This is a genomic window from Psychrobacter sp. R86515, from assembly GCF_042466315.1.
In the GTDB taxonomy this organism is placed as follows: Bacteria; Pseudomonadota; Gammaproteobacteria; order Pseudomonadales; family Moraxellaceae; genus Psychrobacter.
Genome location: NZ_JAXHCC010000001.1, coordinates 3,119,779 through 3,132,946 on the forward strand (window position 1 = coordinate 3,119,779; position 13,168 = coordinate 3,132,946).

A 13,168-nucleotide genomic window follows, 5' to 3' on the forward strand; every position below is an offset into this window, starting at 1 on the left:
ACAATATCCTTATTGAATGTGCCATCCAGTTAAAAGTCTTAGTAAATCATTTTAGAATATACAACTACGTTAGTGAGTTTATTGACCTAGTTATTAATTATGCGTTATCAGCTATTATCGACCTTAATATTGATGTAAGAATCTAGCCAGCCTGATGGCAAATGCTTTAGATCTGTAGGCTCATCAATATCATGTAAAGGGTCAAATAGTGTAAGTGTCCAGCCTAATGCGGCTATGCGCTGCTTAGTAACAGCAGCAACACTAGGTGTACTCCAAACAATGTCCGAAAACAGGCTGTCATCAACCTCTCTAAACCCTAACAACACATAACCACCATCAGCTGCTGGAATCATAACCGCATCATGTTGATTTAGCTGCTGTACCGCTGTCTGAATACATGCTGACGTAAGACTAGGACAGTCCGTACCAATTAATACAACCTTGTCAAAACGTTGCAATGCGAGCTGACTGGCTATCAACATACGCAAACCCAAATCACCCTCGGCCTGCGCAGACCAGCGCAACGAGTCAGACAAATCAAATGCTTGCCAGCATGGATCTGTTGGTGCTGGACTCACACATAGCTCGAACGGAAAAGCCCGTATCAATAGCCTGCTCAATACTATGCAGTAATAGCTGCCTTGCCATACGTGCAGCGCCATCTATACCCAGTGCTGGCTGTAAACGGGTTTTTGCCTTATTGGGCGCTGGATATTTTGCAAACAGAATGATACAGGTATCTTGCTGTCTTGCAGATAAATCAGCTGTCACTATAACGGTCTCTCAATTAGTCAAATGCACGAGGGTGAACTCTTTCTTATCTTGTCTATCATGTTTATAAATCAAACAACTTCATTACTTATAATAACGTTGCTTTAAAACATTAGGCGATACGCCGCGCCAATAATCAAAGCGCAAATGCCACATCAAAAAAATCGTCCGCCATGTACCATGCTGCTGCCAACGCCTTGCTGAGGTCGTCACTGTGCTTTTTAGACAAGCTGGTCGAGCAATTTTCTTTAGCCGTTTACACAGTTCTATATCTTCCATCAATGGCTGATCAGGATAGCCACCAATCTGCTCAAACACGGACTTTTTGATAAATATTGCTTGATCACCAGTGGCTATACCCATTAAGCGCGAGCGTTGGTTTATCATTAACCCGACGATTTTTAACAATGGCTCATGACAATCTAAACGGACATCAAAACGTCCCCAATCGTACTGAGCTATTGCCTGCTGAACGTTATCTATCGCGTCAACTGGCAGCTCGGTATCAGCATGTAAAAATAGCAGCACGTCACCTGTTGCCAATATAGCGCCCGCATTCATTTGCTGTGCGCGTCCTACGGTAGATTCGATAATATGCCAATCAATAACTGATTGAGCAATCTCTGTACTTTTGAGCATTTCTTTGGCGATAGCAATCGAACCATCTACTGAACCACCATCGACCAATATCACTTGCTGCGGTGCCGGATCGAGACTGACAATATGAGCTATAAGCTTAGGCAAGTTATCCGCTTCATTTAATATCGGAACAATAATTGATAGGTTCAATGGATATACCGTCACGTTAATCAACTAGTAAGATTAAAAACTGGCTTATTTTTTATTCAAATTCCAGTTGTAGTCGGTATAGCTGATTTTTATCTTGCCTTGTTTGATATCCGCTGTCTGAGCTTTACTCAATCCTAGTGACGAGCTATAACGACCTAGAAACCCTGCCAAATCTTTTGTACCGCGCCAGTTGGTTGCAAAATCTTCTTTATACCATTTAAAAATTGGTGACACTCTTAGCGTATCGCCTTTGAGACTGTTGCGACTACTGTCTGCTAAAAACTTAGACGTCGCCTGCTCCAACTGACTGTCTAAACGCTTGCCAGTAAAGGCATCATCTTGCAATGCAGGGCAACCGATACTGGCACAATTGACCGCAAAGTGAATGCGCGGATCGTTGTAACGTTTAGAACCACGAATCAGGTTGTGCTCGATATCATCCAGTGAGCGCGTTTTACCGAGTAGCGAAACAAACTCTTGCTTCCATGGTGACCCAAACAGTCCGCCAATATCTTTGATAGATTTAACGTTTGGATATTTCGTCAATACCAAATCTACCGTACCAGCGTTATAAACGTTGATTAAAAAAGCCAACTGCTCATTTTTACTCCAACGATTGAACTCTGATTGAGATACCTTGCTTGTCGCTTCCAGATAGCTTGTCAGCTTACTTTGATCTGCCTTCATGCCAGCATAATTGACCACTGAAGCTTTACCACCGTTGGTCATGGTCACATGCTTATTTAATAAACTATCCCAACTTTGATGATTAAAGTCAGCATGAGCGGCCACGCTTGCTAATAAAATAGTCGTGGCAATCACTGGTTGGGCGAACAACGTTTTCGCTGAAAAATTAAATACCGACATAAGGCTTACTCCGTTTACACTGATTGTTTTTTATCTATGTTTTTTATCTATGCCTTAGTACTTATATTGAACGTACTTATATTAGAACGACTAAGGCGTGTCTACTAACGCTGGTTCTACTGCCTCTTCTTCTAACGCGCCGCCACAACTACTGCCCTGTCCTGCTGTACAGCCATAGCAGTGGTCAGCAATGGCGATGTCATCACCAGAAGGGTTTTGCGTCAACAAATCACTTAGGTGTCGCCGTGACTTGTTTGGGACAGGAATCTCTAACTGCTGATTGAAATCACAATCAAATAACTCACCCAACCAATTGACACTAATGGTCGAACGGCACATAACCTCGGCCAAATTAGCAGCCATATAATTAGCTTTGAGCAAATCCATATACGGGTGGAACTGGTTTTTTGCTAATAGCACCGCACCAAAACGCTGAATCGGCATATTTGTTAGGGCAAATAGATGATTAAATTCGATATCAAAGTGCGCTTTTAACTCACGCTTATAATCTGCTTCAAGCTGTTGTTGATTGGGCGGTAACGTCGCACCTTGCGGATTGAAAACCAAGTTTAATGTCAAATCTGAATTAGGCTTGCCATACCCCAACTGATTGAGCTTTTGCAATCCCAATATACTGTCATCGAACGCACCTTTACCGCGCTGTTTATCCACGTTTTCTAAAGAATAACAAGGCAAAGACGCCACCACTTCAACTTGGTTGTCTGCTAAAAACTGCGCCATATCCTCATAACCCTCTTCCATAAGAATGGTCAGGTTACAGCGGTCTATTACTTTGACGCCTAATGCCCGAGCGGCCTTGACCAAATACTTGAAATCCTCATGCATTTCAGGCGCACCGCCCGTCAAATCAAGCGTATCGATGTTTTGTGCTTGCAATACCTCTGGTATCAGCTCAACCAACTCACGTGACATCATTTCAGTACGATAAGGGCTGGCAGCCACATGACAATGCACGCAGGACATATTGCATAAGTAGCCCATATTGACTTGCAATATCGTCAATTGACGTCGTTTTATCGCTGGAAAATCAGTATGCTCAAGTAGCTCGATAGTTGATTTCATGGTGGTCTAAAATCCTGTTAGCAGTACAACTAAAAAAGGATAGCAACGTGACATTAAAGAGTAGAAAACAAAGTTAGCGCATTGCTTTTACTGTTTATTTTTAAGATTTACAATGTAAAACCTACTCGCTCACTTTACGGTTTACCTAATCAATCATACCTGATTATCAATAAGCATTGACAACTAATCATATGGATTTTATGGTTTATTCCAAATGAGCATTAACCTTGGTTAGTTCTTATCGGCTTCAATGAAACGCTTATCGATATACTTCTTGAGATGCCATACCCAGCGACCTTGTAGGTTTACATTACCCCAACTACCAATGGCGTATTTATCACCGCAAGACAGCAGATATAGCGTGCGTGACTTTGGCTGATAGCTCTTCATTATGCTATCTTTCAAATAGGCCAATAAATTATCGGCTTCGACAGCACCACCATGCACCGAGTGAACCCCTGAGTGCGCCACATATTTATCGACTCGTGTCGCCACATCACCAACCGCAAACACATTAGAATGAGAGACGCTCTGTTGCTTATCGTTTACCGCGACAAACCCATTACCTTCTATCTCCAAATCCGTAGAAGCCGTCCATGCCGAGCCTATGACGCCAGTCGCAGCGATGACAGCATTCATTGGCAATAATTTATGGGTGGTCGATAATTTACCATCGCGATAATCCGTTGCTCGTTCTCGAATTACCGTAATACCATGACGATCTAGCTGCTTAACAACTCGGTGACGAAAGTTTGAGTTAAACCCTGACAATAGATTCTCGCCGCATACTAATGTCACCTGATGGTTACGGTTGATGTTCCGTAGCGCGACTTGGGCTGCCATGACCAACTCTATGGCCGCAGCGCCTGCCCCAATAATAGCCAATTGATACCTTTCAGACTGTTGAGTATCTTTTAGAATCTGCTGCCATTGAGTGATAAATGTTGATAACGGTCGTATAGCAATCACGTCAGTATTAGCATAGGTATTAACAGCGCCAACATCACTATCATCACTATCGCTTTTATGCTCGTTGTAGCCATTGTGGTCACGTAGCCAACGCATGTCTGTATCTGCGCCCGTATTTAAAGACAAGACATCGTAATCAAAATTCGTTTGTTCATCGCCAGTCGTAACCACCTTGTTTGACGCTGCGTTTACTTGTACAAGCGACTGCTGAATAAAGCGCACACCTGCTCGCACACAGAGCGATTTGATATCGATACTGATATCATGCAGCTGATAATGCCCTGCCATCCAACCCGGTAACATGCCAGAATAGATGGTTTGCGGTTGCTCACTAATTAAGTGAATGTCTGCCTCTATCGTATCGGCATCCTTTAAACGCGCGGCGCTAAGTCGGCGTAATATACCAATGTGAGCGTGACCTGCGCCTGCCAATAGTAGTGTCTTTTTCGGTAAAAATTTCGTCATAGATGATTTTATCAAGGTGGTTAGTTGCTGTTAGTATTTGATCGAATATTGATTGATATAAATGACTTTAAAAACTCATTTAAAAGTATCATATCAATAAGACCAGTCTGTTGCGGGCAAACAGTAAGAGCGTAAATGGCTCATTCGATTCATGTGACTTATACATATTCAACCATAGTCACTGCATCAACCGTTATTAGTAGAATGATATTTTGTATAACTGAATTAAAATCATAAAATAAGGTGAAATTATTTATCATCGCCCAGTACAATAGGACATTATAAGAGCCGCATGATAAATTGCGCTGCTTGACCCATTACTTGAGAAACATCGTCAAAACCGTTAATGAAAATTATAAGTAATCAAGGAACATTACATGAGTACCAATATCGATACCAGTAACGATCACATTTTGTCTTCTGACAATATTCACTACTTGCATCATGACTTTTTTGAACCAAGTAGCAAAGACGTCGAGATTAGCGCGACTTTACTGATTGTGCATGGCATGGCAGAGCACAGCGGACGCTATAGTGATTTTGCACAGTTTTTAGCAGACAATGGTATCGCTGTGGCGACTTATGACCATTTGGGTCATGGACAGACTATCAAGACTGAGGCCGATCTTGGGTTTTTCGGTGAAGAGCATCCGGTACAGTCGCTTTTGAAAGACGTGATTGTCATGGCCGATAGCCTAAAAGACCGTCATCCAGACGTTCCGCATTTTGTGATGGGTCACTCGATGGGGTCGTTTATCGTGCGCAATGTACTCAAGCATCATGCGCATAATTTCACAGGTGCTATCCTAATGGGTTCCGCAGACGCCAACCCACTGGCCAAGGTTTTATTACCTATTAACAAGCTACTGGCCAGAGTCGCCCCAAGACAACCGAATACAGTTTTCGCCAAGGTGATGAATAAAGTCCTTAACAGCCAACTATCTGATCGCAATTCGTCCTCACAGTTTTCATGGCTCAGTGAAAATACCGCAAACATTGAAGCCTATGAAGCCGATCCTAAGACTGGTTTTGACTTTACCAATAATGGCTTTATGACATTGTTTACGCTCATGGATACTGGACTAAGTAAAAATTGGGCTACCACTATTGCCAAAAACTTCCCGATGCTGTTTATCAGCGGTGAAGATGATCCGATTGGTGAAATGGGTCGCGGTATACGTAGGGTTGTCACGCGTCTGGACAAGCGTCATTTCAGTCATGTCGATATTCAGCTGTATCCTAATATGCGTCATGAAGTACTGCACGAAAAGGATAAACAGACCGTTTACCAAGATATTTTAGAGTGGATAGAGACCAACACGACAGACGATTAAATCATGATAAAGGAGTTGTTTTGAGAGGATACCTGAAAACAATTCCTTTAATATTGTCACAATAAGACCCTCAACGCGTTTGCTAAAAGTGGTCAAATTAGCGACAATACGGCAAGCAAGTTTTTGGACCAAGCCATACCTTGAATTTTCTTTAGGCTGGGTCATATAAGTCTTTAACCATAACATTAAGATCACCCTCCCTTTCATTCATTTTAGGAACCTTTATGTCATTACAACAAACCATCGAACAAGCCTTTGAAAACCGTAACGAATACAGCCCAGCTAATATGCCACAAGACGTGCGCGATGCTATCAATCAAGTACTTGAGCAACTAGATAACGGTAGCCTGCGCGTAGCAGAAAAGAAAGATGGCGAATGGGTTGTCAATCAGTGGGCCAAAAAAGCCGTACTATTATCTTTCCGTCTAAACGACAACTACGTCCAAGCCGCTGGCGAACACGTACAGTTCTATGACAAAGTACCGACTAAGTTTGCTAACTGGACCGAAGCACAGTTTAAAGAAGCAGGCGTACGCGTTGTACCACCAGCTGTCGCGCGTAGAGGTTCATTCATCGCAGCAGGCGCAGTATTGATGCCGTCATACGTCAACATCGGCGCCTATGTCGATCAAGGCGCGATGGTTGATACATGGGCGACTGTTGGTTCATGTGCTCAAATCGGTAAAAACGTACATCTATCAGGCGGCGTTGGCATCGGCGGCGTATTAGAGCCATTGCAAGCAAACCCTACTATCATCGAAGACAACTGCTTCATCGGTGCGCGCTCTGAAATCGTTGAAGGTGTTATCGTTGAAGAAGGCGCGGTCATCTCTATGGGTGTCTACATCGGTCAATCAACGCGCATCTATGATCGCGAGACTGGCGAGATTCATCGTGGCCGTGTACCAGCAGGTTCTGTTGTTGTACCAGGTAGCTTACCGTCAGAAGACGGCACTCACAGCTTGTACGCTGCTATCATCGTGAAAAAAGTTGATGCGCAAACTCGTGCAAAAACATCAGTAAATGAGCTATTACGCTTAGCCTAAATATTTGGCAAGTACCGTTGTTTATTAAACAATATTGTTTTATATGAAGATGCTGGAGGATGACTCCAGCATCTTTTTTGCAGCTTAATATAACGCGTTACGTTATAATCCTCTTTTAGTTTGTCTTTATACAAACACAAAATCATTCGTACCATCCCCTGCCTTTTTATTACGATTGATAAGCGCTTCATCGCCTTATCGACCTTTAACTGTATTTGAAATATTATGAGTGAATCATCATTACGCACCGCCGCTATCCCTGTCACTGACCCTGAAGCAGGGTTACGTCTGACTGAGATTTTTTATTCCTTACAAGGTGAGGCAATCACTTCAGGCTTGCCGACGATATTTGTACGTCTAACAGGCTGTCCGCTGCGCTGTGTCTATTGTGATACCGAATATGCTTTTACTGGCGGCGAACGTCAATCATTGGAAACCATCATAGAAACCATCAAAGGTTATCCGTGCAAGCGCATCTGTCTGACTGGTGGTGAACCATTAGCACAGCCAAATGCCATTGAATTGATGAAACGTTTGCTGAGCGATGGGTATGAGATATCCCTTGAGACCGCAGGCGCGCTCACGGTAGAAAACGTGCCAGCAGCAGTCAGTAAGGTAATGGATCTCAAAACGCCAAGCTCAGGTGAGGTCGATAAAAATCTATGGTCAAACCTCAACCATCTCACTCAGCACGATCAAATCAAGTTTGTCATTATGAATCGTACAGATTACGATTGGGCAAAAGCTAAATTGACCGAGTATAAGCTAAACGAATTGGTCGGTACGGTGTGGTTCTCTCCGATGTTTAATGTCGCAGATGATGTCGATGAACAGCTTAGCCCTGAAGTACCTGTATTGGCGCGCGAGCTAGCAGAATGGATGTTGGCTGATGCTTTGCCAGTTCGTTTTCAGCTGCAATTGCATAAGATCATTTGGGCAGATGCCAAAGGCAAGTAACTATCAGCAAGTAACAAACAAAAAGTGTGAACACGTTGAGTGCCATGGATAAGGTAGCGGTATGATCAAACTCATTTTATTGGGCTTGCTAGCGGGTGCGTTTTTTAGCTCGACATTTATCTTAAATGAGCTTATGAGTAGCGCAGGTGGACATTGGTTTTGGTCAGCGAGTCTGCGCTATGTCTTTATGCTGTTGATTATCACCGCCGTTATTACGATACAACATGGTTTTGGTCATATTAAAGCGCTAATGAGAATTTTTCTACAGCATTGGGGCTTTTGGTGCATCACTGGCAGTATCGGATTTGGACTGTTTTATACTGGTATTTGCTATGCCGCAGATCATGTTGCGGGATGGGTGGTAGCGGCTACCTTTATGTTTACCGTCGTCGCCAGTTTGCTTGTACTATTGGCATTTGGTCAACGTTTTGATAAAAAATTCATCGTATATGCTGTCATTGTCTTTGTCGGTGTGGCGCTCGTCAATATCAGCGAAGGTCTGCATGCTGCTTCTATAACCGATGCCGTCCCCATGTCTGACATGCTGCTCTATGGTGCGCTACCCGCTCTTATCGCTGCTTTTAGTTACCCAATTGGTAACCAGCTGGTTTGGCAAGCTTCTCATAATGCTCGCCAGCGCAATACCGAATTACAGAAAGCAGCAGAGCTGAACGCTCAAAAAGCTAGTATTGGTATTGATATTAATGAGCAGAGTGAACCACTTATATCCGAAGCTTATGATTTGCCAGCTACGACATATGATGCTACCGACCTCGATAGCGTACTGCAAAGTGACAACACTGCGGCCACCTCCTCCCTAAAAAATCTAATTGCTCGTATTCCTTCTATCGAAACCACGCTACTGCAAAATGCCTTTAACAAAGTGTGGCTAATGACTCTTGGGTGTTTGCCATTTTGGCTGTTTTTGGGCATTATAGTGCGCCCTGACCAACCTCACCCCTCACAAATAATCAATACGTTGCTCGTTGCCCTATTAGCAGGCGTGGCAGCGACCACTATATTTTTGTATGCGCGCGAGCAAGCTGTTACTTCAAGCGAGGTTGCAGGCGTTGACTCAACCCAAGCCAGTGAAGTTATCTTTGCTTTGATCGGGGGTATATTATTGTTAGATAACGCCATACCTTCGGCGATGGGACTGGTCGGTATAGGGCTAATTATTGTAGGGCTGATATTTTTTGCAAAAGACGGCTAAATGGCACTACAACACTATGCCTATTTCGTCAAATTTATGCATTGAATAACCGCCTAAAAAACACCTATCACTTTGATGATCACGATTTGGCACTATAACCATGGGTAATGCTTTGATTTTTCCTGATATTCTATTATATTTATTGGACATGGTTGGCATCGTTGCCTGCGCGATTGCAGGGACTTTACTCGCGCAGCATAAAGGCTTTGATATCGCTGGTTGTATTCTGGTAGCGATGGTCAATGCCATCGGCGGTGGTACTTTACGTGATATGGCTCTCGACCGTCACCCTCTATTTTGGATGACTGATCTTAATTACGTGATCGTTATCACGGTGACCTCTCTTATCTTACAAATCTTCTTTCACCTTTATCATAAGATTGATAATGCGTTGAAGTTCTTTGATGCCATTGGGCTGGCCGCTTTTAGTGTCATTGGTTTTAAGGTAGCCTTAACCCTAGACATGTCTCCCCTGATTGCCATTATGATGGGTGTCTGGACTGCAATTATCGGTGGTTTACTACGCGATATCATCTGTAATGAGATTCCGCTGGTACTACAGCGTGAGATTTATATTACTGCCAGTATCGCAGGGTCGGTGACCTATTTATGCTTACAGTATTTCGGAGTGGGTGCCAGTCTCAACGAATTTATTATGCTGTTTGTGATCTTTGCAGTTCGTATGCTCGCGCTCAGATTCGACTGGCATCTGCCTTCTATTCGGCTCGTAGACTGATTGATTGAGCAAGACTCTACTTAGATAGCCTTTGTTTGACTGACAATAATTGAAAATAGTGAGAACTGCCCATGTTGGCTATCGTATTGGATCCTACCGTACTGATCACTACTTTTGACCCGCGCTCTTTGATATATTTCTTTGATATGATTGGCATCATCGCTTGTAGCGTCTCAGGCACGATACTTGCTAAGCACAAAAACTTCGATGTCTTCGGCTGTCTGCTCGTGTCTATTGTCACCGCTATCGGTGGCGGCACGGTACGTGATGTCATTCTGGATCGCCATCCGTTATTTTGGATGGTAGATATGAGCTATCTGACCCTTATTACGATTTCATCACTAGCGATGCAGATATTTTTTCATCCAAACTCAAGACGAGTGGATAAGTTCCTCAAACTTTCCGACACTATTGGTCTGTCAGCATTTACACTGATCGGCATCAAAGTCGCTGATAGTATGGGTGCCAATGTACCTGTAGCGCTGTTATTAGGTGTGATTACCATCGTGGTTGGTGGCATCATTCGCGATATGATTTGCAATGAGATTCCATTGGTACTACAGCAAGAGATTTATATCACAGCAGCGTTGACCGGTGGGGTTCTGTACTTTGCTCTAAAGAATTTAGGCGTGACAGATTGGGTAGCTGACATCTCTACGATGAGTACGATTTTTACTTTGCGTATGCTTGCTATTCGTTACGATTGGCAGTTCCCCACACTAGAGTGGAAATACTGATACTAGGGCGTGCCTTCATTTCAAAAATACGAACGCGCCCATATTTGAGCGCGTTTAGTATTATCGGTTTGACATTGTCGCTTTAGCCTTGCTCTACCACAGCCAAATCTTTGACCATCAGCTGTAAGCTTTGCTTGCCATTCCATTCATTGATATCTAGCTGAAATAACAAATGGACTTGCTTAGCACGGTAATCCCACGCGTCATTATCGAAGTTAAAGCAAATTGCCTCTATCGGATATTGAACGTCTGGATAGCGCAGCGATAACTTAAGATGTTTATCTTTTAAAATCTTGAAGCTCAATACCTCAAACACACCGTCAAATATCGGTGGCGCAAATCCATGACCCCAGATACTGGCATCGGCTAAATGCTCGGCAAACCATAGGCTAAAGTCACTCGCTTGCAAAGGTCCATCGGTGAATTTTTGCTCTGCAAATACCTCATCATCCATCTGAGCCATCACTTCATTAAAAGCTGTGACAAATGCCTCAAAGTTGCGGCGCTTGAGGGTCAGACCTGCTGCCATCGCATGCCCACCGAAGTGACTGATTAAGTCTGGATAACGCTCCGCAACTTGTTCAATCGCATCACGAATATGTACGCCAGCGATAGAACGCGCAGAACCTTTAATAGCACTATCTTCATCTGTTTGTTCAGTATCTGCTGGTGCAAAAACGATACTGGGTAAATAATGGCTTTCTTTTAGGCGACCAGCAACAATGCCGATGACCCCTTGATGCCAGTCATCTTGGTATAGAATAATACTACGCGCACCTGAATTGCTGGCTTTAGCAGTAGAGACAGCTTGAATAATTGTGTCATTGTTACTGCCATTATCATCACTACCCCCACTCACACTCGCATCGCTATTATCTTCATTAGCCAGTGCTTGTACGATACTATCAGCTTGCGCACGCATCTCACCCTCTACATGACGACGCGTACGGTTCAACTGCTCAAGCTCTTGTGCCAAACGTTGTGCAGTGCTCCAGTCTTCAGTCAATAAGCATTCAATACCGATGCGCATATTGTCCATGCGCCCAGCTGCATTGATACGTGGGCCTAATACAAAACCAAAATCCTGAGCATGAAGCTGCTTGGGATCGCGGCCCGCTTGCTCAAGCAATGCCAATATTCCCATACAGCAGCGGCCTTGACGAATAGCTGACAATCCGTGATGTACCAAGATACGGTTGTTTTTATCCAGTACCCCAACGTCTGCAATCGTCCCAAGTGCGACCAAATCTAAATATTGGCTCACCTGTACGGTAGACTTGCCAGCTTCGCGGCGTAGCTTTGCTAATCGTCCGAGCACATAAAATGCTACGCCTACTCCGACCAGTGCTTTACTAGCAAAGTCACAACCTAGCTGATTGGGATTGACTACCGCTTCCGCAGGTGGCGTCTCTTTGGTCGTGAGATGATGGTCAGTAATAATCACCGTGATACCATCAGCTTGGGCTCGCGCTACCCCTTCGTGACTTGAGATGCCATTATCAACCGTCACTATCATATCTGGCTGAAAAGTCTCAATACCTAACTCGACAATCTCTGGCGTCAGGCCATAACCGTACTTAAAACGATCTGGTACTAGGAAATCAACGACCGCACCCATCTTTGTGAGCGCACGCATCATTAAGGCTGTACTGGTGGCACCATCACAGTCAAAGTCACCAACGATCAAGATGCGCTGACGCTCATCAATGGCCACATCTAATAAGCGCACGGCTTCAGTGACACCGTGTAGGGCCTCAGCAGGCAATAGACCTGATAGGCTAGTCTCCAGCTCATCAGGCGCAGTGATACCTCGCCCTGCATACAGACGGGCCAGCGTGAATGACTGAGCGGCAAATGGTTGCAGCGCGGTGGGCAACTCGTCGATGCGAGTGCTGGTATAACGGGGGGTTAAATTTAGCATGAGGGTATTCTACTGGCTTTAGTAGAGGCTCACAATGACAATTTATACTACCTCTGTATATCATTGGGCATTGTGCAACCTGATGAATAATGCCTGTGAACTAGCAATAATTGATACTGCCATTTTTATAGCTTATACAAACCACCTGCATTTAATCACTTACAAAAAAGGTGCATAGTGTGAGTAATTTCATTCATTTTGCTACAAAGCAATGATTGTAAGCCACGCATAAATCCATAAAATAGTAAGCAACTGAAAGATTTGTTATTCATTGAACTTT

At 43.8% G+C, this 13,168-nt stretch carries 13 protein-coding genes; 6 read left to right on the forward strand and 7 right to left on the reverse strand.

The genetic code is table 11. The features are described from left to right. Positions 1-107: 107 nt before the first annotated feature. The 6 genes from SJY28_RS12760 to SJY28_RS12785 form a co-directional block, all read right to left on the reverse strand. Entirely contained in the window at positions 108-578 is a 471-nt protein-coding gene (locus SJY28_RS12760; RefSeq protein ID WP_379544748.1) for a TIGR04282 family arsenosugar biosynthesis glycosyltransferase, read from the reverse strand. Continuing rightward, complete coding sequence (locus SJY28_RS12765) at positions 538-771, reverse strand: hypothetical protein (RefSeq protein WP_379544749.1); 234 nt, start codon at positions 769-771, stop codon at positions 538-540. Before SJY28_RS12765 ends, SJY28_RS12760 begins: the two co-directional genes overlap by 41 nt. 84 nt (positions 772-855) lie before the next feature. Continuing rightward, positions 856-1,575 (reverse strand): TIGR04283 family arsenosugar biosynthesis glycosyltransferase, encoded by a 720-nt coding sequence (locus tag SJY28_RS12770; protein WP_379544750.1) that lies wholly within the window; start codon positions 1,573-1,575, stop codon positions 856-858. Positions 1,576-1,605: 30 nt separating this feature from the next. Further along, on the reverse strand, positions 1,606-2,427 hold the full coding sequence (locus SJY28_RS12775) for a DUF547 domain-containing protein (RefSeq protein ID WP_379544751.1): 822 nt from the start codon (positions 2,425-2,427) through the stop codon (positions 1,606-1,608). A gap of 90 nt (positions 2,428-2,517) precedes the next feature. Next, on the reverse strand, positions 2,518-3,510 hold the full coding sequence (gene arsS, locus SJY28_RS12780) for an arsenosugar biosynthesis radical SAM (seleno)protein ArsS (RefSeq protein WP_379544752.1): 993 nt from the start codon (positions 3,508-3,510) through the stop codon (positions 2,518-2,520). A 231-nt stretch (positions 3,511-3,741) separates the two neighbouring features. Continuing rightward, positions 3,742-4,944: an FAD-dependent oxidoreductase gene (locus SJY28_RS12785; RefSeq protein ID WP_379544753.1), complete on the reverse strand. Its 1,203-nt coding sequence runs from the start codon at positions 4,942-4,944 to the stop codon at positions 3,742-3,744. A gap of 377 nt (positions 4,945-5,321) precedes the next feature. Between SJY28_RS12785 and SJY28_RS12790 the strand changes: the two genes are divergently transcribed. The 6 genes from SJY28_RS12790 (at position 5,322) to SJY28_RS12815 (ending at position 10,967) form a co-directional block, all read left to right on the forward strand. Next, on the forward strand, positions 5,322-6,278 hold the full coding sequence (locus SJY28_RS12790; RefSeq protein WP_379544754.1) for an alpha/beta fold hydrolase: 957 nt from the start codon (positions 5,322-5,324) through the stop codon (positions 6,276-6,278). A 224-nt stretch (positions 6,279-6,502) separates the two neighbouring features. After that, entirely contained in the window at positions 6,503-7,324 is an 822-nt protein-coding gene (gene dapD / locus SJY28_RS12795) for a 2,3,4,5-tetrahydropyridine-2,6-dicarboxylate N-succinyltransferase (RefSeq protein WP_057760881.1), read from the forward strand. A 225-nt stretch (positions 7,325-7,549) separates the two neighbouring features. Beyond that, the gene (gene queE / locus SJY28_RS12800) at positions 7,550-8,281 is read left to right on the forward strand and encodes a 7-carboxy-7-deazaguanine synthase QueE (protein WP_379544756.1); all 732 of its coding nucleotides are present in this window, start codon (positions 7,550-7,552) and stop codon (positions 8,279-8,281) included. A 61-nt stretch (positions 8,282-8,342) separates the two neighbouring features. Then, positions 8,343-9,494 carry a multidrug resistance efflux transporter family protein gene (locus SJY28_RS12805; RefSeq protein WP_379544757.1) on the forward strand — a complete coding sequence of 384 codons (1,152 nt, stop codon included), beginning with the start codon at positions 8,343-8,345 and terminating at the stop codon, positions 9,492-9,494. A 100-nt stretch (positions 9,495-9,594) separates the two neighbouring features. After that, positions 9,595-10,230, forward strand: a complete 636-nt coding sequence (locus SJY28_RS12810) for a trimeric intracellular cation channel family protein (RefSeq protein WP_379544758.1) — start codon at positions 9,595-9,597, stop codon at positions 10,228-10,230. 71 nt (positions 10,231-10,301) lie between these two features. After that, positions 10,302-10,967, forward strand: a complete 666-nt coding sequence (locus SJY28_RS12815; protein ID WP_057760888.1) for a trimeric intracellular cation channel family protein — start codon at positions 10,302-10,304, stop codon at positions 10,965-10,967. Between the two features lie 82 nt (positions 10,968-11,049). Here SJY28_RS12815 and recJ read toward each other — a convergent pair whose 3' ends face one another. After that, positions 11,050-12,888: a single-stranded-DNA-specific exonuclease RecJ gene (recJ, locus tag SJY28_RS12820; RefSeq protein ID WP_379544760.1), complete on the reverse strand. Its 1,839-nt coding sequence runs from the start codon at positions 12,886-12,888 to the stop codon at positions 11,050-11,052. Positions 12,889-13,168 lie beyond the last annotated feature (280 nt).